At 47.9% G+C, this 23,754-nt stretch carries 22 protein-coding genes; 14 read left to right on the top strand and 8 right to left on the bottom strand.

Annotated elements, in window-relative coordinates; translation table 11 throughout:
- The first annotated feature begins 46 nt into the window (after nt 1–46).
- From BP71_RS34490 to uvrC, 3 genes are read left to right on the top strand one after another with little or no spacing between them, the layout of a single operon-like run.
- Nucleotides 47–2,344 (top strand): transglycosylase domain-containing protein, encoded by a 2,298-nt coding sequence (locus BP71_RS34490; RefSeq protein WP_496386230.1) that lies wholly within the window; start codon nt 47–49, stop codon nt 2,342–2,344.
- Nucleotides 2,345–2,364: 20 nt separating this feature from the next.
- Nucleotides 2,365–3,513 (top strand): glycerate kinase, encoded by a 1,149-nt coding sequence (locus BP71_RS34485; protein WP_496386229.1) that lies wholly within the window; start codon nt 2,365–2,367, stop codon nt 3,511–3,513.
- A gap of 10 nt (nt 3,514–3,523) precedes the next feature.
- The gene (gene uvrC, locus BP71_RS34480) at nt 3,524–5,332 is read left to right on the top strand and encodes an excinuclease ABC subunit UvrC (RefSeq protein ID WP_496386228.1); all 1,809 of its coding nucleotides are present in this window, start codon (nt 3,524–3,526) and stop codon (nt 5,330–5,332) included.
- A 6-nt stretch (nt 5,333–5,338) separates the two neighbouring features.
- On the opposite strand, the gene BP71_RS34475 is transcribed toward uvrC, so the two are convergent.
- Nucleotides 5,339–6,553, bottom strand: coding sequence for a BaiN/RdsA family NAD(P)/FAD-dependent oxidoreductase (locus BP71_RS34475; RefSeq protein ID WP_496386227.1), 1,215 nt, complete (start codon nt 6,551–6,553; stop codon nt 5,339–5,341).
- A gap of 112 nt (nt 6,554–6,665) precedes the next feature.
- Here BP71_RS34475 and BP71_RS34470 point away from each other — a divergent pair, with 112 nt between their 5' ends.
- The 6 genes from BP71_RS34470 to BP71_RS34445 all read left to right on the top strand — a co-directional run bounded on the left by BP71_RS34470 (nt 6,666) and on the right by BP71_RS34445 (nt 12,096).
- Entirely contained in the window at nt 6,666–7,718 is a 1,053-nt protein-coding gene (locus BP71_RS34470; RefSeq protein ID WP_496386226.1) for a saccharopine dehydrogenase family protein, read from the top strand.
- Between the two features lie 16 nt (nt 7,719–7,734).
- Nucleotides 7,735–9,273: an L-piperidine-6-carboxylate dehydrogenase gene (amaB, locus tag BP71_RS34465; RefSeq protein ID WP_496386225.1), complete on the top strand. Its 1,539-nt coding sequence runs from the start codon at nt 7,735–7,737 to the stop codon at nt 9,271–9,273.
- Between the two features lie 63 nt (nt 9,274–9,336).
- Nucleotides 9,337–9,603: a PqqD family protein gene (locus BP71_RS34460; protein WP_496386224.1), complete on the top strand. Its 267-nt coding sequence runs from the start codon at nt 9,337–9,339 to the stop codon at nt 9,601–9,603.
- Nucleotides 9,604–9,606: 3 nt separating this feature from the next.
- Nucleotides 9,607–10,047, top strand: a complete 441-nt coding sequence (locus BP71_RS34455) for a lasso peptide biosynthesis B2 protein (RefSeq protein ID WP_496386223.1) — start codon at nt 9,607–9,609, stop codon at nt 10,045–10,047.
- A gap of 17 nt (nt 10,048–10,064) precedes the next feature.
- Entirely contained in the window at nt 10,065–11,000 is a 936-nt protein-coding gene (locus tag BP71_RS34450; protein ID WP_496386222.1) for a serine kinase, read from the top strand.
- Nucleotides 10,981–12,096: a nucleotidyltransferase domain-containing protein gene (locus tag BP71_RS34445; protein WP_496386221.1), complete on the top strand. Its 1,116-nt coding sequence runs from the start codon at nt 10,981–10,983 to the stop codon at nt 12,094–12,096. Before BP71_RS34450 ends, BP71_RS34445 begins: the two co-directional genes overlap by 20 nt.
- Here BP71_RS34445 and BP71_RS34440 read toward each other — a convergent pair.
- From BP71_RS34440 to rsfS, 3 genes are all read right to left on the bottom strand, one after another.
- The gene (locus BP71_RS34440; protein ID WP_496386220.1) at nt 12,074–13,021 is read right to left on the bottom strand and encodes an aldose 1-epimerase; all 948 of its coding nucleotides are present in this window, start codon (nt 13,019–13,021) and stop codon (nt 12,074–12,076) included. The two genes, BP71_RS34445 and BP71_RS34440, sit on opposite strands and share 23 nt — an antisense overlap.
- Nucleotides 13,022–13,124: 103 nt before the next feature.
- Nucleotides 13,125–15,197: an ATP-dependent zinc metalloprotease FtsH gene (ftsH, locus tag BP71_RS34435; RefSeq protein ID WP_496386219.1), complete on the bottom strand. Its 2,073-nt coding sequence runs from the start codon at nt 15,195–15,197 to the stop codon at nt 13,125–13,127.
- 73 nt (nt 15,198–15,270) lie between these two features.
- Nucleotides 15,271–15,654, bottom strand: a complete 384-nt coding sequence (rsfS, locus tag BP71_RS34430; RefSeq protein WP_496386218.1) for a ribosome silencing factor — start codon at nt 15,652–15,654, stop codon at nt 15,271–15,273.
- Between the two features lie 45 nt (nt 15,655–15,699).
- Here rsfS and BP71_RS34425 point away from each other — a divergent pair, with 45 nt between their 5' ends.
- Nucleotides 15,700–16,467 carry a biotin--[acetyl-CoA-carboxylase] ligase gene (locus BP71_RS34425; RefSeq protein ID WP_496386217.1) on the top strand — a complete coding sequence of 256 codons (768 nt, stop codon included), beginning with the start codon at nt 15,700–15,702 and terminating at the stop codon, nt 16,465–16,467.
- On the opposite strand, the gene BP71_RS34420 is transcribed toward BP71_RS34425, so the two are convergent.
- Nucleotides 16,464–16,799 (bottom strand): transmembrane 220 family protein, encoded by a 336-nt coding sequence (locus BP71_RS34420; RefSeq protein WP_496386216.1) that lies wholly within the window; start codon nt 16,797–16,799, stop codon nt 16,464–16,466. The genes BP71_RS34425 and BP71_RS34420 overlap by 4 nt on opposite strands.
- A 96-nt stretch (nt 16,800–16,895) precedes the next feature.
- Nucleotides 16,896–17,597, bottom strand: coding sequence for a tetratricopeptide repeat protein (locus tag BP71_RS34415; RefSeq protein ID WP_496386215.1), 702 nt, complete (start codon nt 17,595–17,597; stop codon nt 16,896–16,898).
- A gap of 286 nt (nt 17,598–17,883) precedes the next feature.
- Between BP71_RS34415 and fsa the strand changes: the two genes are divergently transcribed.
- Together fsa and BP71_RS34405 are read left to right on the top strand one after the other, a co-directional pair.
- On the top strand, nt 17,884–18,540 hold the full coding sequence (gene fsa, locus BP71_RS34410; RefSeq protein WP_090373535.1) for a fructose-6-phosphate aldolase: 657 nt from the start codon (nt 17,884–17,886) through the stop codon (nt 18,538–18,540).
- A gap of 142 nt (nt 18,541–18,682) precedes the next feature.
- Nucleotides 18,683–19,363 carry a cell division ATP-binding protein FtsE gene (locus tag BP71_RS34405; RefSeq protein WP_496386214.1) on the top strand — a complete coding sequence of 227 codons (681 nt, stop codon included), beginning with the start codon at nt 18,683–18,685 and terminating at the stop codon, nt 19,361–19,363.
- A gap of 67 nt (nt 19,364–19,430) precedes the next feature.
- Here the strand turns inward: BP71_RS34405 and porX are convergent, their stop codons facing one another.
- A complete protein-coding gene (porX, locus tag BP71_RS34400; RefSeq protein ID WP_496386213.1) occupies nt 19,431–20,996 on the bottom strand; it encodes a T9SS response regulator signal transducer PorX in 1,566 nt (521 codons plus the stop codon).
- A 164-nt stretch (nt 20,997–21,160) separates the two neighbouring features.
- Nucleotides 21,161–21,904 (bottom strand): 3-deoxy-manno-octulosonate cytidylyltransferase, encoded by a 744-nt coding sequence (gene kdsB, locus BP71_RS34395; protein ID WP_496386212.1) that lies wholly within the window; start codon nt 21,902–21,904, stop codon nt 21,161–21,163.
- A gap of 44 nt (nt 21,905–21,948) precedes the next feature.
- On the opposite strand from kdsB, the gene BP71_RS34390 reads away from it, so the two are divergent.
- Nucleotides 21,949–22,743, top strand: a complete 795-nt coding sequence (locus tag BP71_RS34390) for a DUF4905 domain-containing protein (RefSeq protein ID WP_496386211.1) — start codon at nt 21,949–21,951, stop codon at nt 22,741–22,743.
- Between the two features lie 4 nt (nt 22,744–22,747).
- Nucleotides 22,748–23,740, top strand: a complete 993-nt coding sequence (locus BP71_RS34385; protein WP_496386210.1) for a LysM peptidoglycan-binding domain-containing protein — start codon at nt 22,748–22,750, stop codon at nt 23,738–23,740.
- Nucleotides 23,741–23,754 lie beyond the last annotated feature (14 nt).

Below are 23,754 nucleotides of genomic sequence, written 5' to 3'. Positions count from 1 at the left end.
CTGAAATTGTATATTTGCCTGTCCAGTAACTTATCACCCCACCAATATGATTGAATTACAACCCGGAAAGTATCGGCGCGCCATTGTCCGTCTGTGGCGGTATGTGGCCCTGGGACTGGGTCTGATAATATTCTACATCGTTGCCGTCAGCTTTAACTTTTTGTGGCTGTTTGGTGGCATGCCCGATTTGAAAACCCTCGAAAATCCCAAGAGCGAACTCGCCTCCGAACTGATCAGCGAAGACGGAAAATCTCTGGGGAAATACTTCTTCGAAAACCGCACGCCCATTAATATCGCCCAGATTTCCCCCAATCTCATCGACGCATTGGTGGCTACGGAGGATGCGCGTTTTGTAAACCATTCGGGTATCGATCCCAGGAGTTTGCTTCGCGTTTTCAAGGGAGTGGTCTCGGGAAGTTCAAGTTCGGGGGGCGGCAGTACATTAACCCAACAGGTTGCCAAAAACCTTTTCAATACACGGTCGGAGGAGTATGAAGGCCTTTTGGGAAAGCTTCCGATCGTGCGGATCGTGATTGCTAAAACCAAGGAATGGATACTTGCAGTAGTGCTGGAAAGAAAGTACACCAAGCAGGAAATCATGCAGATGTACCTGAACACAGTGTCTTTCGGAAATAACACCTATGGTATCAAAGTAGCGTCAAAGACCTATTTCGACAAAGAACCGTGGGATTTGAATGTGACCGAGGCCGCGTTGCTGGTCGGAATGCTGCAAAACCCGACATTGTTCAACCCTCTCCGCTTTCCCAATAATGCATTAAACCGCAGAAACACGGTTCTGGCGCAAATGTGGAAATACGAATACATCCCGGAGGAGGATTTTATGCGGTATAAAGAAAAGCCGCTGGGCCTCGACTTTACCATCGACAGCCATAATACCGGTTTAGCGCCTTATTTTCGGGAATCGATGCGGGGATATCTCAAAAGTTGGGTAAAGCTGTATAATGAAGAGCATGACACCGATTTGGACCTCTATACGAGCGGGCTTCGGATTTACACGACGATCGACTCCCGTATTCAACGTTACCAGGAAGAAGCCCTTACCGAGCATATGAAACAACAGCAAAAGTTGTTTGATGAACACTGGAAAGGTCGTAACCCCTGGACTTACGATAACGGAAAGGAAATCCCCGGCTTTATCAGGACAGCTGCTAAAAGATCTCCGCATTTTATTTCTTTGAAACGGGATCTGGGTGAAGACGAAGCCTGGAAGATCATGAGGAGGCCTTACAAAATGAAGGTTTTTACCTGGAACGGAGAGAAGGAGGTTACCATGAGCCCTTTGGATTCCATCGCTTACTACAAGCGCTTCCTACGTGCAGGTATGATGTCTATGGACCCGCGCAACGGGCACGTGAAGGCGTGGGTAGGAGGGGTTAATTTCAAATATTTCAAGTATGACCACGTCAAGCAGGGGTCACGTCAGCCTGGTTCTACATTCAAACCATTTGTCTATGTCTCGGCGCTGGACAAGAGTTTCCTCACTCCGTGCGATCATGTAACGGATGCACCGGTGTATTTCGGGCCGTCGGATGGCGTTCCGGGAGGATGGTCGCCTCATAACTCCAACAACAAATACTCTTACCAGTCCTTATCGCTACGCCAGGCATTGGGGAAATCGGTGAATACGGTGAGTGCGTATCTGATGAAAATGGTCAGGCCAAAGGCTGTTGTGGAGTACGCCCACAAGCTAGGTATTACAAGTAACCTTCAGGCGGTTCCTTCCCTTTGTCTGGGAATCAGTGATGTATCGGTTTATGAGATGGTAGGTGCCTACTGTGCCTTTGCTAATGGCGGTCATCGCACGGAGCCTATGACGATTTTGAGAATTGAGGACCGTTACGGAAACGTGTTGCAGGAGTTTTTCCAGAAGCAAAACCAGGAGATCAGCGGGAATATGGCTTATAATATGCTGTATCTCATGCGCGGTGCCGTAGAAGACCCGGGTGGAACCGCCGGGCGGTTGAGACAATATGGGGTGACAGAAGGTAACGAAATCGCCGCAAAGACCGGGACTACCTCCAACTATTCGGACGGCTGGTTCATGGGAATGACCCAAAATCTGGTTTCGGGGATCTGGGTGGGCGGTGAAGACCGAAGCATTCACTTCCGGACGATTGCCTTGGGGCAGGGAGGTCGTGTTGCGATGCCGGCCTGGGGGATGTTCATGCAGAAAGTATATGCAGACCCCACACTCGTCCAATATCGGAAAGGGCCGTTCAATAAACCCGAAAACTACGTGCGCGAATGTGGGGGTGTAACGACGGACAGTACAGACACCTATATTCCGCCATCCAGATCCGACGACGAAGGCGTACTTTTCTGACCAACCTATCAAACTGACCCGTGAAAATTCTCGTAGCACCTGATAAGTTTCGCGGCTCGCTGGAAGCCGGGGAGGTATGTGAAGCCATTGAAAAAGGTATTTTGCAGGCTTATCCCGAAGCACAGGTAACGGCCATCCCTTTGGCGGACGGCGGAGAAGGAACTTCACAGATCTTGACACGTCAGGCCGGGGGAAGGGAAGTGATGGCCCGCGTGACCGATCCTCTCGGCAGGCCGGTCGATGCTTCCTTTGGGCTTTCATCAGATGGGAACGTCGCTTTTATAGAAATGGCCGCCGCTTCGGGCCTGGCGCTTTTGTCGATGCATGAAAGGAATCCATTACTGACGAGTACTTATGGTACAGGAGAACTTATACGGCAGGCACTGGATATGGGGGTCAGCAAGATCATCTTGGGGATTGGAGGCAGTGCGACTACGGATGGTGGTATCGGAATGGCCGGGGCGCTGGGTTATGTTTTCTACGCTGCCGATGGAGAGAGATTGGTTCCAGTTGGTCAGTCGTTGGCGCGCATCCATTCGATCGATATTTCGAAGCGGGATGAACGGTTGGACCGGACATCGATCGTCGTAGCATGCGACGTAACCAACCCCTTGTATGGAGCCAATGGCGCAGCCTATATTTATGGCCCTCAGAAGGGCGCTGATATTGAAATGGTACGTGTGCTCGATGATGGGTTAATAAACCTGACCCGTGTAGCTTCTCGCACGTTCGGACAGGATGTCAGTTCGTATCCGGGTGCGGGTGCGGCAGGTGGACTGGGTGCCGGATGCATGTGGTTCCTGAATGCTTCGTTGAAAGATGGTATCAGTATTGTGATGGAGCAATGTAACATCGAGTCGCTGGTGAAAGAGGCGGATCTGGTCATTACCGGGGAAGGTAAAGTCGATGAGCAGACTTTGAACGGAAAAGTGGTAAAAGGCCTGGCAGGTCTTTGCGGTGAATACCAGGTGCCGCTCGCGGTAGTATGTGGCGCCTTGCGGATCACGTCCGAGCAGGCGCGGGCAGCGGGGATGACCTATGCTATTTCTGTACTAAACAGGCCGATGGACTTGGCTACGGCACAGAGCGAAGCGTCCGGCCTGGTCAGCGACGCAACTTTTCAGTTGGTGCGCTTGTTTTTTTTCAACAGAGGAGCTTATCGTTCCTAGATTACAATCCATGTCAGAATTCAACTATAAGGAAGAACTCACCAAAATTCCTCTCGACCCCGGCGTTTACCGGTACTTCGATGAAACCGGAGAGGTTATATATGTAGGGAAAGCAAAAAGTTTGAGAAACCGGGTTTCAAGTTATTTCCTGAAATCCAATCAGCATGATCGCAAAACCAGACGGCTCGTTAGTCAGATCCGCCGGATCGAGTATACCATTGTGTTGAGTGAATGGGATGCATTGCTACTGGAAAACCAGTTGATCAAGCAATTGCAGCCTAAGTTCAATATCCTGCTTAAAGACGACAAGACCTATCCGTTCATTTGCATTACGCATGAACCATTTCCGCGTGTATTCCCTACCCGGAATATGGATCGGACCAAAGGTACATTTTATGGGCCATTCGCGAATTTACGGTCCATGCACACTTTGCTGGACATGTTCAAGGCATTATATCAGATCCGCTCGTGCCAGTTACCATTGACTCAGTCGAATATAGAGGCCGGGAAATTCAAAGTTTGCCTGGAATACCATATCGGAAACTGCAAAGGACCCTGCGAGGGCTTGCAGCGTGAAGATGAATACAATGCGGAGATCGAGCAGGTTCATAACATCCTGAAAGGAAATTTGTCGTCTCCCCAACAGTACTTTAAAGAAAAAATGCTCGAAGCGGCCGAGCAAATGGCGTTTGAGAAGGCGCATGCCTGGAAGACCAAAATCGAGCATCTTTCCAATTTCCAAAGCAAGGCTACCGTCATTAACCCCCGCATTGGAAATATCGATGTACTTACGATCGTTTCCGACGAGGAAGCCGCTTACCTGAATTTTATGAAAATCAAGCAGGGGTACATGGTGGCTACTCAGACGCTGGAGGTGAAGAAAAAGCTGGATGAAAGCGATCTTGAGATCCTGGCGATGATGATCGTTGAAATGCGTTCGACGTACGGCTCGGAGGCAAAGGAGGTTATCTCAAACCTTAAACCGGACCTTGAAATGCGTCTGGAAGTAACTGTTCCACAGATCGGGGATAAGAAGAAGTTGCTGGATATGTCGATGAAGAATGTGATGTATTTCCGTAGGGAAAAAGCAGAGCGCAGGGAAGTGGAGGCATCGGCTACGTCGTCCAAAAAAGACCGCGTATTGATTCGCCTTAAATCCGATTTGCAGATCAAAACCCTTCCCAGACATATTGAATGCTTTGATAACTCCAACATACAAGGTACCAACCCTGTGGCTTCGATGGTTTGTTTTAAGGATGGAAAAGCGTCCAAAAAGGACTACCGGCATTTCAATATCAAAACCGTTGTCGGCCCCAACGACTTTGCTTCCATGAACGAAATTGTAGGCCGCCGATACCTGCGCCTGATCGCCGAAGAACAGCCGCTGCCCGACCTGATTGTGATCGATGGAGGCAAGGGGCAGCTGGGCGCCGCCTGTGACGCATTGAAAAGCCTCGGCATTTACGGGCAGGTGCCTATTATTGGTATTGCCAAGAGACTGGAAGAAATATACTTTCCAGAAGACCCGTTGCCGCTATACATCGATAAGAAATCGGAATCGCTCAAACTCATCCAGCAAATCAGGGATGAGGCGCACCGTTTCGCCATTACATTCCACCGCGACAAACGAAGCAAAAGTAGCCTGGTGAGCGAATTGGAAGGAGTGGTAGGTGTTGGTAAAGTAACAGCAACCAAACTGCTGAAACATTTTGGTTCTGTACGCGCCATTCGCGAAAGCTCTCTTGAAACACTAAGCGACCTGATTGGAATAGACCGTGCCAAGAAGGTCAGGGCGTATTTCGATGCTATGGCTGAATGATGTAGGTTAGAGGCCGATATGTTTCCCGGCAATATAACCGGTTGTCCAGGCATTCTGGAAATTGAAGCCACCCGTAATGCCATCCACATCGATTACTTCTCCCGCGAAAAAAAGGCCGGGTACTGAACGACTTTCCAGGGTTTCAGGACTAAGATCCGGCAATGCAACACCTCCACAGGTTACAAATTCTTCCTTGAAAGTCGTTTTGCCCTTCACATCAAACTGACTGTTAGTCAGCATTTCCGTAAGTCGGTTGAGCACTTTATTGCTCGCATCACCCCACCTGAGCGCTTCTCCGATTTCGGCTTTTTCAACAAAAGCTTTCCAAAGTCGCGCTGGCAACCCGAACCGGGCATGTGATCCGATTTGCTGTTTGGGTGTTTTCGTTTTCTCTCCCATTAAGAAATCCCGGACCTGTTGCTCGTTCATCTCCGGTACCCAGTTGATCCTACACATAAACTGGTAGTCTTTTTCCGCCAGGTCACGTGCACCCCAGGCCGAAAGTTTGAGCACAGCAGGTCCGCTGAAACCCCAATGTGTGATCAGTAGCGGTCCTCGCCATTCATGTTTAGTTCCCATAATTTTCACTTCAGTGTCCTGAACCGAGACGCCGGCAAGAGGAAGCAGATAGCTTTCAGGTGTGTTGAATGTAAAAAGTGAAGGAAGCGGAGAAATAATATTATGCTGGTGCGTTTGAAGCCACTCGAAGCCTTCCATTTTGGGGTATCCGCCAGTGGCGATCAATATCCGGTCTGCAATTAATTCCTCGTCTGCGGAGGTGCGCAATGTAAACACTCCACCTTCCCGTGAAAAGGACGTAATGTTAACTCCGGTGCGAACCTCGATCCCCAGGTTACGTGCGGAGCGGATCAGACATTCAATAATAGTATGCGAAGAATCGGTTACAGGAAACATGCGCCCATCGGCCTCTGTTTTTAGTTTAACTCCCCTTTTTTCAAACCATTCAATGGTAGCCTGGGCATCGAAATGGTGTAACAGCTTGCGCAGGAGCTTTTCGCCTCTTGGATAGTTTTTGATAAAGAAACGTAAATCGTGCGGCCGATGTGTCACGTTACACCTGCCACCTCCCGACACACGGACTTTATTGAGTACTGTCCTGCTTTTTTCCAGGATGGTGATCTGTGCCCCGGGAAAAGTCTCGGCTGCCGTGATTGCGGCCATAAATCCGGCTGCTCCACCACCGATCGTTACAATTTGCATAGCTGTCTTTTTGTCCCACAAAAATGACATGTTAGTTTTAAAAACTGCAATTTCTTTTCCTATCTTTCAAAACAGCTTCAAAAATTCTAACTAAAACCATCTAAAACTATACATGCAGAAAATTCTCGTTATCGGACTGGGGAAAGTAGGTTCCCTGGTTGGTACATTACTTAACAAGCGCTTTCAGGTGACGGGTATCGATCAGGCGGAGCCAGCTGTTCGACTTTCATTTCCCGTAATAACAGGAAATGTGGGCGACGCGTCTTTTCTGGACGACGTTATGACTGGTTTCGACGGCGTGGTTTCTTGTATGCCTTATAACCTGAATCTGCCGATCGCGCGCAGGGCATTCCAGTTGGGGATTCATTATTTTGATCTAACTGAGGATGTACCCACCACTTCGGCCATCAGAGAAATGGCGGCCAATAGCCGGAGCGTAATGGCTCCTCAATGTGGCCTTGCTCCGGGTTTCATCGGCATAGTAGGAATGGATCTTGCCAAAAGATTCACCAAAATCAGGGATATCGAACTCAGGGTGGGTGCTTTGCCGCGCTACCCGAACGGTTTGATGGGATACTCCTTCACCTGGTCGCCGGCTGGTGTAGTGAACGAATACCTTAATGATGCCGAAGTGATTCATAATGGTGTCCGGAAAATGGTCCCTTCCCTGGAAGGTATTGAAATGATCAATATTGAAGGCCAGGAGTTTGAGGCATTCAGCACGTCGGGAGGTTTGGGTACCATGTGTGAGACGCTGGAAGGCAAATTGGATACACTAAACTACAAGACGATCCGATATCCGGGACATTGCAGTCTGATGCGCTTTCTCTTGTATGAACTTTGCCTGAAAGACAAACGCCAGCTTGTTGAGCAAATACTTACCGAAGCTAAACCTCCTGTACAGCAGGATGTTGTATATGTTTACGCTGTGGTAGAAGGATGGAAAGATAACCGGCTGGAAAGGGAAGAGTTTTACCGCGCCTATCACCCGATTCAGATCGACGGGCAGCATTGGCGCGCCATTTCCTGGACGACCGCTGCTTCAATCGCTTCCGTCGTGGAAATGGTAGCAGACGGTGTCTTGCCGGCTGAAGGGTTCATCAGGCAGGAAGATATTTTACTGGAAGATTTTCTTCGGACCCAAAATGGTGGATATTTCGCTTAATCCCTAATTTTCAAAGATGATAGAAGTCCAAGAAATATTATTGCGGCTGGGTATTGGTGCTATCAACAAGGGCATCAGTACCGGGCTAGAAAGCTGGGAAGGAAAAGGAGCCCTGTTGGAGTCTTTTTCTCCAGTGGATGGCAAAAAGATTGCCGGGGTGGCCACAGCTGGCTATGCAGATTATGACAAGGCAGTCTTGTATTCGGTCCGTGCATTCAGGGAGTGGAGAAAAGTGCCAGCACCAAAGCGCGGCGACATCGTGCGTCAGATGGGCGAGAGATTGCGTGAATATAAAGCCGATCTGGGTGCGCTTGTGAGTTATGAAATGGGGAAAAGCTTGCAGGAAGGGCTCGGGGAGGTTCAGGAGATGATCGATATCTGCGATTTCGCGACAGGTCTGTCCAGGCAATTGTACGGATTGAGCATGCATAGCGAACGGCCGCACCACCGGATGTATGAGCAATGGCATCCCATGGGAGTAGTGGGCATTATCACTGCATTTAACTTTCCCGTAGCCGTGTGGTCATGGAATGCGATGATCGCCTGGGTATGCGGGAATGCATGTGTATGGAAACCCTCTGAAAAAACGCCTTTGACCGCTCTGGCATGCCAGTTCATTATACAGCAGGTCTTAAAAGAGAACCAGGTTCCGGAAGGAGTGTCATGCATCGTGACAGGCGGACGTGAAGTGGGTGAATGGATAGCCAGTGACGTGCGTGTGAACCTTGTATCCGCGACCGGGAGCATTCCGATGGGCCGGTCGGTAGGTGAAGCCGTGGCACGCCGGTTGGGAAGAAGCTTGCTCGAACTGGGAGGGAACAATGCGATTATTGTTACGCCTTCGGCTGATCTCAACGTTGCAATTCCCGGCATTGTATTCGGGGCTGTTGGCACGGCAGGCCAGCGATGTACCTCCACACGCCGGATCATCGTACACGATTCCATCTACGATGAGGTAAAAAGGCGGCTGGTACGGGCTTACGGACAACTCAAAATAGGCAACCCGCTCGATCCGTCCAATCATGTCGGTCCGCTGATCGATAAAGCAGCAGTGGCACATTACGAATCTGCGATACGCAAAATCAGGGATGCGGGAGGTTCATTTATTGTGGAGCCTGGTTTCCCGAAAGCTGATGTATATTCGTCGGGATGTTACGTACTGCCTTGTATAGCAGCAGTGGAAAACCATTATGCTATTGTGCAGCACGAGACCTTCGCACCTATTCTTTATCTGATCAGGTATTCCGATCTGGATGAGGCGATTGCGTTGCAAAATGATGTCCCGCAAGGACTTTCATCGGCCATATTTACAATGAATCTAAGGGATTCGGAACAGTTTCTTTCTCAGAATGGATCAGATTGCGGTATTGCTAACGTTAACATCGGAACATCGGGGGCTGAAATAGGCGGAGCGTTCGGGGGAGAAAAGGAAACGGGTGGCGGGCGTGAATCAGGCTCCGATGCGTGGAAGGCCTACATGAGGAGGCAAACCAATACAATCAATTATGGAAACACATTGCCGTTAGCCCAGGGAATAAAGTTTGAGGTCGAGTAATTAAAATTTCTAACTTTGTACATATCAAAGACACATTATATTTTGCCCGCAAATCGAATTAATATGAAATATCAGCTTACATCAGATCAGATCTCCTCGAAGGTAGCCGGTGAAACGGTAATTCTAAACCACACGAAAGGTGCCTACTATGGTCTGGACGAGGTAGGAGCCTTGATTTGGGACGCTCTGGAAAAGGGGCCTCAGACAATTGAATCACTGTATGAAGCCGTGTCGAATGAGTACGAGGTTGATCAGGCGACTTGCAGGAATGATATAGACGGTTTGCTGAAAGACCTCATTTCCGAAAAGCTGGTAGAAGAAATCCAATAGACATTGAGACGGATCGGCAGATTCATAAGCAGATGGCGGACGTTGTCCGTTTCAGAGAAAATCAGCTTTCTGAAAGCAGCCATGTGTCTTTCGTTCATTAAAACAGGGTTGGCTGTTTTGCCCTTTTCGACATTCAGAAAGGTATTTCATTGGTTTACGACAACCCGCGAGGTCACAGAAGTTCCCCAGGCCCGGATCAATCAGGTGGTTTGGGCGGTTGATACCGCGGCCAACTTACTGCCATTTGAAGTTCTTTGTCTGCCCAGGGCTTTGGCTGCGAAATATTTGTTACGGAAAGCCCCCGCAATGACTTTGGAAATAGGGATTGAAATCAACCCTGCAAAACACTTTGAAGCACATGCCTGGATCGAGCAAAATGGAAATATCGTTATCGGGCAATGGCCTGACACCGTGTCTTACCAGCGGCTATGGGTTTGGGAATAGGTTAATATATCTCGCGCATGCATTATTACACGGCCTTCGGGTTAAACATCCATTCCGAAATAGCACTGACAGAACTTTGTGAGCGGAGCGGAAAAGATTCACAGGACTTAAAGATCACCACCAATAGTTTTGTTATACCACGTTTAACGAAGACGCATATCTATCGTCGGGGAGTGCGTGCCGAATTCGGAATTGATGATGGAGGAGGTTTATGTCTGTGCTGGAAAGGAATAGCGAACTTCAGGGCTACAAATGGATCATTGTTGGAAGTTGAGTCGCTGACCGACGATCCGAAGCTATTGAGTTTATTTACAGTAAGCGAAGCCCTCGGGCTGATATTGTTTCAAAAAGGCTGTTTTCTACTTCACGCAAGTTCGGTGAAGGTAGGAGACCAGGCCTGGTGCTTCATGGGTAAGCCGGGTGCCGGGAAGTCGACCACGGCTGCTGCTTTCATTAAGTCCGGAGGCACTTTACTCAGCGATGATCTGACAGCAATTACTTTCGACGAGCAGGGAAGGGCGTATATTATTCCTGCCTATCCACAGCTGAAAATGTGGGGTAACACCGTTGACGGGCTGAATTACAGGGCTTCGGAACTCACTCCGGTTACCGAGGGGGTGAATAAATATGCTTATAATCCAAAATCTGATTTTCAACATGAACAGGTAAGGTTAAGACAGGTGTTGTTTTTGCATAATGCCAGGTCAAAAAAAGCCTATTCTCTCCTGCCGACCTCGTCGATTCCCACCGAATGCCTCAGGAATTTTCCGCTGCCGCTCGACTTATTGAAAGGGCAAGCGTTAAAGAGACATTTTGAGGATAGTATTAAATGCGCGCTGTCAGCGGAGATATGGAGCAAAAGGCGACCGGACGGCTTTTCCAAACTGGAAGAATGGGTAAAGGACACGATTGAGAAAACCAATAACCAGGGCAATGACAACGGGACCTTCTAAGGAGCTTTCTTTGGCCTTGTGCTCTTGCCTGGATCTGGACTGGCAAGGTGACCTCGACTCCATTAATCCCGACGAACTTTATACATTGCTGAGCCACCATCAGGTTCGTCCGCAGTTTCTTTCTTACATCAAAGATCGGAATCTACTCCTGGACTTTCAGGCCAGGCTGAGAAGAGATTGCCAGGAAATAGCTTTCGTCAACATGATCTCAGCTAAAGAGTTAGTGGAGGTCACAAAGCTCTTTGCGAGGCATCAGATCGAATCTTACGCATACAAGGGTAGTATGTGGGCCGATTGGCTGTACGGCGATATAAGTCAGCGCGAATTCGGGGATATTGATGTACTTATTCCTGAATCGGCTTTCCCGGAAGCTTATAGGCTTCTAATGGCGGAAGCAGGATATGTGGCAGACGACTATCGGCTTTATTTACTCAGAAATCCAAAAACAAGGAGGAGTTTTTTTAAAACAGACTACCACATCCCGATGATGAACAGGCCGGATAAAATCATGCGAAGCGTATTGGAAGCGCATTGGCGGATTGCTTATCCACGGCTCATGTTCGAATTCCCGTCTACTGAGTGGAGCCGGTACCGTGTGCGTTACGATCTTCTCGGGACTGAACTAAGTTCATTCCGGAACGAATACCAATTCCTGGTATTGCTCGTACATCACGGTGGTAAAGAGGAGTGGCGGAAATTGAAATATCTGGCTGACCTGGCGGCTTATATGCGCAAGTTTGGTGATTCGACTGACTGGTCGAGCGTGGTGCAAATGGCAAAGACCAAGGGTATTTTTGCCCTTTTGGAACAAAGCCTTGGTCTGCTGCGCAGTCTTGGGATTGAATGGAATGAAAGGTGGCCGCAATTTACGACCACCATCGATACGAATATCTATATGAAACAATGGGAGACCATGGAGAAGGAGCGAACAAACTCCACATGGCCCTATTTCAAACATGGACTATCAGTCCACGATGGAATCAAACACCGTATCCGGCTGGTTATCGGGCATTTTAAGTACTTCACCGAGTTTCAGCTCATTTGGAACAAGTTCCGATATAAGCAAAGTCAGATCAGACCAAAGACAAAACAATAGTTCCGTCTATGCTGTGCCCCGATGCCAGTATATTCAGCCCTTCTCCGGTATTAAACGCATCCACATTGGCTGTTAACGGTTCAATGGCCACACAATCTCTTGCCGGGGGAGTATAAACGACCAGGTAATTGAATTTTCCCTCTCCGGTTTCCTGATCGATGCGTAGCGTCACATCCTGGTTTTCAGAAATCAGTTCCGTCAGGACATGCTGACCGGAGGAATTCACAATAAAACAGTTATCGAAGGTTTTACGATAAAGCAGTGCCGGCTTTTCGATATGGAATGGTTCAGTTCCGATCGGGATGAGATTTCCGTTAAATGTGACCAGTTTTTCGGATGGTATGCTGATCTTCCATGCATCGGCTTTTTCGTTACCCAACTGGAAATAGGGATGCCAGCCGAACATTACCGGGCACGGAGCGCTGCCATTGTTTTTTGCGTCGTACCTTACTTCAAAACGGCCGTCCGCATAAAGGGTATACCGGACCGAAAAATGTACCTCAAATGGATAACCTTCCGGCTGGTCGATTGTCTGGGATAATTCAATAGCGGCGTAATCGGAGTGAATTACCTGTTCTTCCAAATGAAAATGCTTTTTTCTGACCAGTCCGTGTATTGCATTTTGTCCGCCGTTTTCATTTTTGACCAGCTGATAATGCTTTCCGAGGAATTTGTACTTTCCTTCGGGAATACGACTTGCAAAGGGGAATAATAATTCGCTCGCGCTCTGCGTGTCATCAATCAGAGCTTGCGGTGTAGGAGGGGTTTTTAGGACGGAAAACAGGGTGACACCTTTGCGCAGGGAGAGTTGTCGCACGATACCACCCAACTCGGGTACCACAACGAACCGGTTTCCCGTAGCGGTTTCCTGAACAACGTATTCGGTCAGATCACCATATTGCTGCTTGAATATTTCAAAGGCCATGAACTCTGAAGGTTTAGGGGAAAAATGTTGAAACAGGATGCAAAAATAATAGCCGGACAGTCTGAATTGTCCGGCTATTCTATATTTATTCTTGACCGAAGATTTAGTCGTTAGAAGTGTCCTTCTCCGCTTCGGCCATTTCTTCCTCAATCTGGTCTTTGCTCTTCCGCTCTTGTTCCAACGTCTGCTTCACCACTTCCTCATGGATTGCTGCTTCCTCGTTAGAGCGACGGTTGATATAAGCCTGATAGCTCGTTTCCTTTTCGTAAGGACGTTTTCCGATCAGTTTTTCAAGGTCGGCCTGGAACAGGATCTCTTTTTCAAGAAGTTCTTTCGCCAACACTTCCAGCGCATCCCGTTTTTCAAACAAAAGTTTCTTCACGAATTGGTAAGCCTGATCAACCAACTTTCTCACTTCTTCGTCGATCGCCTGGGAAGTTGATTCTGAATAAGGCTTGGTGAACGCGTAATCGGATTGTTTGGAATCGTAGAACGAAATGTTTCCGATTCGTTCGTTCATACCGTACATGGTAACCATGCTATACGCCACTTTGGTAACTCTTTCCAGATCACTCAAAGCACCTGTCGAGATCTTGCCAAAAACCACATCCTCTGCGGCGCGGCCGCCGAGCGTCATGCACATCTCATCGAATAGCTGCTCGGTACGATACAGATACTGCTCGCGCGGAAGGTACTGGGCGTAACCTAATGCCGCCACCCCACGAGGTACAATGGATACCTTCACCAACGGATCGGCATGCTCCAGGAACCAGCCTGCTACTGCGTGACCAGCTTCGTGGTAAGCAACGATCTGCTTTTCTTCTGGTGAAATCAGTTTGTTTTTCTTTTCCAAACCACCGATCACACGGTCCATTGCATCCTGAAAGTCTTGCATCGTCACTTCTTCCCGATTACGGCGTGCGGCGATCAATGCAGCTTCGTTACACACGTTGGCGATCTCTGCACCTGCAAAGCCGGGAGTTTGCGAAGACAGCTTCTGGATATTCACATCCGTAGCCAACTTCAGTGGTTTCAAGTGTACTTTAAAGATTGCTTCGCGACCGATCACATCCGGTTTGTCAACAGAAATCTGACGATCAAAACGTCCTGGGCGCAATAGTGCGGGGTCAAGGACATCCGGGCGGTTGGTTGCTGCTACGATAATGATACCGGAATCTGTTGCGAAGCCATCCATCTCAACCAGCAGCGAGTTCAGCGTGTTTTCACGCTCGTCGTTGGAGCCTGGCATCGCACCACGGCCACGTGAGCGTCCCACAGCGTCGATCTCATCAATAAATATGATACAAGGCGCTTTTTCCTTTGCTTGTTTGAAAAGGTCACGGACACGCGCTGCGCCCACCCCTACGAACATTTCTACAAAGTCGGAACCCGACAATGAGAAGAAAGGTACGCCAGCTTCGCCGGCCACGGCTTTCGCGAGGAGTGTTTTACCAGTTCCCGGAGGGCCTACGAGCAACGCCCCCTTCGGGATTTTAGCTCCCAGCTTTTTGAACTTGTCGGGACTTTGCAGGTATTCTACGATTTCCTTGATTTCTTCTTTGGCCTCATCCAGTCCGGCTACATCGTTGAAGGTAATCTTCACTTTGTTTTCCGCATCAAAAAGTGTCGCACGTGAGCGGCCGATATTGAAAATCTGTCCGCCGGGACCCACGCCTCCTGACATTCTCCCAAGAATGAAATACATCACGAGGATCATTACGATAAAAAAGCCCCAGGTTCCGAGGAAACTGGTCCAGTCATTGCGGGTGTCCACCACAAAAGGTACCTTATCGTCATCAGGAATACCTTCCTGCATCTTATCGAAGTCCTTTTTGAATGTTTCAGCGGAGGTTACCTGGAATTGGTAGTGGGATGCACTCTCACCGCCGAAATAGTTGTTTTCCTTGGCAACGACCCTGTATTTATCGAGTTTAAGCGCCTCTGGTTTGAGCGTGACTTCCACCGATTTGTCATTGACAATGGTTACTCGCTCCACTTCCTTGTCAGCCATCATTTTCTCGAAACGTTTCTGAGTGGTTTCGCGGATTGTCGATGTTCTGTTCAGGTACGTGATTCCCAGTATAGTGGCGATCAGGGCGGCTATAATCCAACCTTGGTATCCTTTCTGAGGACTTTTAGGATTAAGGGGCCCCCTTTTGTTATCGTTTTCAGACATTCGTTAGTTTTTAATTTAGAGGAAATATATTAAACAACAATCCCGGCAGGGTTAATGTTCGTCCTGCCGGCCTTTATACCATGGAGTCTTCCAGGTACGTCACCTCTGCATCTCCCCAAAGTTCTTCCAGATCGTAATGTTTGCGGCGTTCTTTGTTGAAAATATGTGCGACAACGTCCACATAGTCAATCAAAATCCATTCTCCATTCGCCTTTCCTTCTTTTTGCCAGGGCTCTGTTTTGGACATTTTATAAACTTCTTCTTCAACCGAGTTGGCCAAAGCATCTATTTGCGTATCGGAGTTACCCGAGCAGATCACGAAAAAATCGGTTATTGAATTTTTTACTTTTCTGAGGTCTAGTATGGCGATGTCCAAACCCTTCTTTTCTGTCATGCCCTTCACCACGAGTTCGGTGAGATCTTTTGAGGATAGTTCTTTATTTTTGCGTTGTTTCATGCGTAGTTGATTCCTTTTCTAAAACCCTAAAGTAAAACAAAAAAATTGTACAACTCCACACAGGATACCCTAATAATTGGTAAAAAAGTTATATATCTGCCAACTTGTCATTCCACAAACGACATAGCGGCTGAAATCGTACATGCGGGCCTGTTTGAGGAAGGGACGGTTGTCATTACCGACAATCAGGTGAAAGGAAGAGGGCAGAGGGGGACGACCTGGCGTGCTAATGCCGGTGAAAATCTGACCTTTTCGGTTGTTCTTACACCCGGATTTCTTCCCGTGGCTGATCAGTTTCTGATAAGTCAGATTACCGCACTTGCTATACGTTCCTACCTGAGGAGTTACGTTGCGGATGTGAAGGTAAAATGGCCTAACGATGTTTATATGGGGAATAAAAAGGCCTGCGGCGTGCTGATTGAAAATTCCATTCAGGGTACCCGGCTGATCAGCTCCATCGTGGGAATCGGTGTGAATGTCAATCAATCAGAATTCGACGGCCCTTACGCGACCTCGTTGTTGCGCGAGACGGGGCATCAGCATGTTCTGGCAGAAGAATTTCACAAACTGCTGAAATTCCTGGATGTGTTTTATGTGAAGCTCAGGTCCTTGAACCAAAACCAGGCGATTCGTGATGAATATCTGACAAACCTGTACGGGTATGGTGATGAAGTCGGTTTTTTATATCGCGGCGAGGTTGCAAAAGGAACGGTGACCAATGTGACGGAACAAGGCAAATTGCAGGTCAAACTGGCCACCGAAGAAAATGTACTCGATTTTGGCCTCAAAGAAATAGAATGGGTAAGGGCTTAAACCTCACCCCATTTACCAAGGATCACCATCACCAGGGCGCATATGCCTAATCCCAGTGATTCTCTCGCCAGTTCGATATTCAGGCTGCGCATAGCTGTCTCGCCAAAGAAAATTCCTTCAAATTCCGGGGGCCATTGCAGGATACCTCCTACCAGATAACCGGCTGCCAAGACGTAAAATACCCATGCAGGCCAAAGCCCGCGAATACTCATAAAGCATGCAAGTGCGGCAAAACTATAAATGGCAATCCAAATGCCGGAATCAGGGTCATTGAGCTGCAAGTAGGCAAAAATGACAAATATGATCCCAAAGAATATCTTGAAAAGTCTCATGACAAAGTGGGTTTGAGTTTGAATTGTTCAAGGATACGTTAAAAAGCGGAAACCTGCATTTTATTAACTGTCCTATCGATGCTTTTAGCACACAGTTTACCGACAAAATTGAGCCAGTGCATTGGCTGCGTCACTATATCCCAGATTCAGCGCTTGTTTCAGACTGGTGCATCCGAGCTCTTTTTCGCCATCGTTCCATTGCGCGAGGCCTAATCCGTAAAATGCCTTTCCATACTGCGCATCGAGCTTCACGGTCTGCCGGAAAGCCAGGCTTGCTTTTTTGTAATCCTGCGAGCGGTAATAGGTGTTTCCCAGGTTGTACCAGGCTTGTTTGTTGTCATGGTCCAATTGAGTAGCCTTTTCGAAGTCCTGAATGGCTTCTGGTGTTTTGTCCATTAATACCAACAATTGTCCCCGGTTGAGAAATATATCGGCGGTGTCAGGTGCCAGCTGGGCTGATTTGTTGTAGTCGGCGAATGCGGAATCCAGCTTGTTTTCGTCTGTATAGAGCAATGCGCGATTAAAATAAGGGCGGTATGATGTGGGTTGAAGCCTGATGGCCTGCCCGAAATCCAGCAATGCATTCGGATATTCTTTTAGTTCGTAATAGGCGACACCACGGAGATTGAAGGCGTCTGCATTGGAGGTATTTTTTTCGATGGCCTTGTTGATGAAGTTAATGGCTTCCCGTGTCTTACCCTGTTGCATAAGTTCTTTGCCTTTTTGAAGAAATGCATCGGAGGATTGTGAGCAGGAATAAAGGGAGAAGAGAAAAAATAAAAAAAATAATCGGGGCATACTGGTTCATTTCTAGTTGATTCGCACAAAAGTAAGGCGAAACGTCACAGGAATGTTTTCTTTTTGTTAATAAAATGTCTTTATCTTTGCACCCGGCAAATCGGAACTACCAGCTCCTTCCGAATCCCCCAGGTCCTGACGGAAGCAAGGGTAGGTGGTCGATGCGGTGAGATTCTCGATTTGCCTTTTTTTATTTCTCTCCCCCTTCGATTCCCCCTTTCTTTCTTTTTGCTTTTGTTCAGGGTTTCCTACTTTTGTGGAATATTCTAACCAATAAATTTTCAATATGAAATTTTTCATTGATACTGCCAACCTGAATGAAATTCGGGAAGCGCAGGCACTTGGTGTTTTAGATGGTGTTACCACCAACCCATCATTGATGGCAAAAGAAGGAATTACGGGTAAGGATAATATAATGCGCCACTATAAAGCAATCTGCGATATTGTGGACGGTGATGTAAGTGCAGAAGTAATCTCGGTTGATTTAGAAGGAATGATTCGCGAGGGCGAAGAACTGGTTGAGATCGACGAGAAAATCGTGGTTAAAATCCCGATGATCAAAGAAGGTATCAAAGCGCTTAAGTATTTTTCAAGCAAAGGCGTTCGTACTAACTGTACACTCATCTTCTCTCCTGGACAGGCATTGGTTGCCGCGAAAGCAGGTGCAACGTATGTGTCTCCGTTCGTAGGTCGCCTCGATGATATCTCTACAGACGGTATCGCATTGATCGAGCAAATCCTGACTATTTACAGAAATTACGGATTCGATACGCAAGTGCTGGCAGCGTCTGTTCGTCACCCGATGCACATTATCCAGTGCGCAGAAGTTGGTGCAGATGTAATGACAGGCCCATTGAGCGCCATCGAAGCATTGCTGAAACACCCATTGACCGACATCGGTCTTGAGAAATTCCTGTCGGACTACAAGAAAGGAAATTCTTAATCAGTTTGTCACACTGAGCGAAGTCGAAGTGCAAATGCGATGTCGCAGCAATCCTTCGACTTCGCTCAGGATGACAATACTATGCACACTATCCATATTTGAGTGTTTTCGGCTCAACCCAATCATTACTTTTAGCACAATTATGACCACCGATTCGACGGAGCCAATAATCAGACTGGAAAGGGCAGATATTTATCAGGGTGATAGGCCTGTTTTGAACGACGTTCATTTCGAGATCAGTAAAGGGGAGTTTGTGTACCTCATCGGTCGTACCGGTAGTGGGAAGAGCTCACTTTTGAAAACATTATATGCCGATTTGTGGCTGCATACCGGTTCTGCCAAAGTGGCCGGTTATGAGCTCCACAATATCAAAAGAGCCGATATCCCGTTCCTTCGTCGCAGGATCGGTATCGTTTTTCAGGATTTTCAGCTGCTTTCTGACCGCTCGGTGGAGGACAATCTCGCGTTCGTATTGCGTGCGACGGGATGGGAACAGCAAGGCAAAATTTCCAAACGCATTGCCGAAGTATTGATGCAGGTAGGGCTGGGAACTGCCCAGAAAAGAATGCCGCATCAACTATCGGGTGGCGAGCAGCAGCGTGTCGTAATTGCGCGCGCCATGCTGAATGAACCACAGATCCTGATTGCCGATGAACCAACGGGTAACCTTGACCCGGAAGTGGGCGACCAGATCATGCAGGTTTTCAGGACCATCAACAATGCAGGTACTGCGATATTGATGGCGACGCACAACCACGACTTCCTGAAACGCTTCCCCGCGCGGGTGATCAAGTGTGAAAATGGCGGTATAACAATGAGCTAAGATATTTTTAAGTCAATAAAAAAGGCGCCTGAGTTGATCAGACGCCCTTTTTCGATATCTAAACTTCCTATTTCGCCTTCATGTCGATCACCGGGATGATCATCTCTTCGAGCGACACGCCGCCATGCTGGAATGTATCGCGGTAGAGGTTGACATATTGATTGTAATTGTTCGGATACGCGAAGAAATAATCCTCCTTGGTAAATACGTACGACGTCGATACATGCGGTTTTGGAAGGAATATCCGTTCCGGTTTCCGGCACACCATTAAATGGTTGTCATCGAACCCGAGGTTTTTGCCATGCTTGTACCGGAGGTTTGTGTTGGTTTCACGATAACCGATGATTTTTACCGGTTTCTGAACCCTGATCATACCGTGGTCGGTGGTAAGAATCAAACGGCCTTTCTTCTCGGCTACTTTCCTAATGAAGTCAAGGAGCGGCGAGTGTTGGAACCAAGAGCGCGTGATGGAACGGTAAGCAGCTTCGTCTGGTGCAAGCTCCTTGATCATCTGCACATCTGTGCGCGCATGGGAAAGCATATCCACAAAGTTGTAGACAACTACATTCAGCTGATTGGTCAGCAAATTGTTGAAGGTATCTACCAGTGCTTTTCCCTGGTTGGTGTTCAGGATTTTGGAATATGAAAATTTGATATTCAAATGGTTCATTTCCAGTTGTTTTTGGAGGAAATCCTGTTCGTGGTTGTTCAAGCCTTCTTCCCCTTCGGGCGTATTCTCGTCACTTACCCACCACTGTGGATGTTTGCGTTCCATTTCGCTGGGCATCAGGCCGGAGAAGATCGCGTTACGCGCGTAGCCAGTGGTAGTCGGTAAAATGGAGTAGTAGGACGATTCTTCCTCAATATTAAAATACTCCTGCAAAATAGGCTGGATCATCTTCCATTGATCGTAACGGAAGTTGTCGATCAGGAGGAAGAACAATGGCTCACTCGAACCTTTCAAGTGCGGAAACACCTTCTGTTTCATCAGTTGATGGGACAAAACGGGCTTATCTGAACGCGGATCGTTCAGCCAGTCTTCGTATTCGTCCTCGATGAACTTACAGAAATTGGCATTGGCTTCGCTTTTCTGCATACTAAAAACCTCGGCCATTCCCTGATCGTCGGAGCTTTCGAGTTCCAACTCCCAGTAAATGAGTTTTTTGTAAATATCCGCCCATTCCTCGTGGCCGATCCGGTCCTGGTATTGCATAGCCAGGCTGCGGAATTCTTGCTGGTAGCTGAGGGTCGTTTTTTCTGTTACCAGCCGTTTGTTATCCAGTATCTTCTTAACAGAAAGTAATATCTGATTGGGATTCAGTGGTTTGATGAGGTAGTCGTCGATTTTGGAGCCGATGGCATCTTCCATGATGTGCTCCTCTTCGCTCTTTGTGATCATTACCACAGGCAGGTTGGGCTGCTGCTGCTTGATCTGTGCGAGCGTCTCGAGGCCGGTCATACCGGGCATCATTTCGTCGAGGAAAACAATGTCAAACCTGTCGTTCTCTATGCGGTCCAGTGCATCCGCGCCGCTATTGACGGGCGTAACGTTGTAACCTTTATTGGTGAGGAACATGATATGCGGTTTGAGAAGATCTATTTCGTCATCGGCCCACAGGATGTTATATTGCATAAGACTCGTTTTCAAAAGTGGTAATTAGTTTAAAACAATAAAAGGCTAACGTATCGGAAGAAGCTGGTCGTATACGTAAAACGGTTTTAACGTTTTTTATGAAATATACGGCTAATCCTTATACGTTAACCTTCCTTGTAAAAAATGCATTCCACAAAGCCCTCTTACGGCAAAAATTTTCTGGTAACCCTGTCGAGGTCGTCGGGTGTGTCCACACCGTGTGAATCGTCGGATGTAACTACGGCCTTGATCGCGTAACCGTTTTCGAGCCAGCGCAGTTGTTCCAATGCTTCGGCTTTTTCCAATGACGAAACAGGAAGCTTGGTGATTTCGGCTAAAACGTCGGTTCTGTAAGCGTAAATGCCGATGTGTTTGTAAAAAACATGCGATTTCAGAAACTCCTCCTGGCTCTGGGCATTGCGCAAATAAGGGATCGTTTGCCGACTGAAATACATGACTTCGTTTCGTTTGTTCAAAACCGCCTTCGGTACATTTACATTGAAGAGAATTTCATCATTGTCAATGACTTTTACCAATGTAGCCAGTTCGGTTTCACCATTCAAAACGGAGGCCAGATGATCGATCGGTTCGGGGCTGATGAATGGTTCATCCCCTTGAATATTGATGACATAATCATATTTGCCGTCTGTCACGCCGAGCGCTTCAAAGCAGCGATCGGTGCCGCTTTGATGATCGGGTGAAGTCATAACCGCTTTTCCGCCAAACTCGAGGACGTGGTTCCTTATTCTTTCATCGTCGGTCGCTACAATTACCTGATCGAGTTGAGTAGCTTTGGACGCTTGTTCGTAAACCCGCTGGATCATGCTTTTTCCACCAATATCCACCAAAGCCTTGGCAGGGAAGCGGGTAGAAGCGTAACGGGCCGGTATTATTCCTAGAATGCGCACGAGGTCGTTGTCAGTTAAATTTGATTCAAAATAAAGGTAAAAAATTGCAAAATCTTTTTTCACACCGCTTTTCCGAAAACATCTGGCGCATTTTGCCCGATGCTGACCCCGAGAGCACATTGTGGGTCATTGAGTTACGCGACGCGGAAACGAAATCCGTCTCATTTGCGCTGGTGGACCTGGCCGCTCCGGCATTGGTCTGGATTAAGAAAATCGCGGAGACCGACTGGTGGACATCGCTCACTGCTTTTGCATATGGCCGGATTTACTTTCATCATTACCGGCGCCCCGAATTGCCAGAGCCCACCGATTTACTTGCTGTTGCTGCGGAGACCGGGGAAAAGAAATGGGATTTACCAAATTTCGTTCTCATAAGAACGATCGGTACAGACTGGCTAGAGGTAGCTACGAAGCCCGGCGGAGATCAGCCCAGGAAAATGGTATGCCTGGCCAGTTCCGGGGAGTTCGAAACCACATCGGATTCTGAGGAAGGAGAAAACTCAGGCCGGATAATTTTGAAAGAGCCGGTACGTTACAGGGAAGGTAATGTTTATTTCGACCGGCTATCACTGTTCATTGAAGAAATGGTGCCGGGACATAGGCCGATAGGCATTGATTATTTGGAGAAAAGACCCTATATAATCTTTTCTTACTATATTTACGATCAGGATAAAACTGTGCAATATCTCCTCATAGTGAACGATCAGAGGCAATTAGTCTTGCATGAAAAGCTATCGGATGAGCGTGAAGGAATGGGGCGCTCGACGATGATGCTGAAAGCGTCGACGCTGGTTTATCTGAGGAATAATAATGAATATTCGAGTTTAACGCTTTCATAAATAAATGAAATACATTTTTTGCCTGGCATTTTTGGCAGGATTGATGACAGGAATGGCGAGTGCCCGGGCCAGGGGAGAGAATGCTGTTGACTCCGTTGGGGTAGAGAAAGTAGGCGGGAAAATTTTCGTCCTGCATAAGGTTAACCAGGGGCAGACCATGTTTGCCGTTGTCCGCCAGTATGGTACTACCATCCATGCATTGCGGGAAGCGAACCCGGGAATGAGCGACCAGATTCAGTCGGGACAGACCATCCGTGTTCCCTACACACCCAGAACCAGCAAAAGGGAGGATAAAAAAGACGACAAAAAAGAACTCGTCAAAGCGGAGGTAAAGGAAACAAAACCTGCTCAGACGGCCCCCGTTGCTCCTGCACCTGCAACACCCAGTACATCGGCTCCATCGGCATCTTCGGCCGTGGCGTTACCAGCAAATGGTATTCATAAAGTGGAACCGGGACAAACCCTTTACCGTGTCGCCGTCAAATACGGTGTGCTGATGGCCGATCTCCGCAAATGGAATAACCTGGCGGATGATAATCTCAAAGATGGCCAGGAACTGATCGTTAGTGAAAAAGGGGCCGAAAAACCAGCGCCGACCGTTGCAGCCCCTGCTCCGAAAGTGACAACGACCACCGTTGTAAAAGACTCTGTCAAAGCCAAGGCGGTGGTTCCGGAGAAGGTAGTAAAACCTGTTGAAGAGGTAGCTGCCCCCAAGGTTGTGAAGAGCAAAAAGAAATCAGAATCAGGCTTAGCCGAAGTGATCGAGACGGACGAAAGTACCAGCAAGTTCCTGGGACTGCATCGTACAGCTCCCGTGGGTTCACTTGTTGAGGTTTTGAATGAATACAATCAGGAAAAAATTATCGTCCGCATTATCGGCCGCATTCCTGATACCAGCGTGAACGATGATATCGTCATCAAGTTATCGTCACGGGCATTTGAAAAAGTATCTCCCAATAGCAAACGATTCAGGGCCGTAGTGAGTTATCTTGAATAACAACGGCAATAGAT

Source organism: Dyadobacter ginsengisoli DSM 21015 (assembly GCF_059568735.1).
The sequence above is the reverse complement of the archived record's forward strand: the minus strand, read 5'-3'. Positions and strand labels throughout refer to the sequence as shown.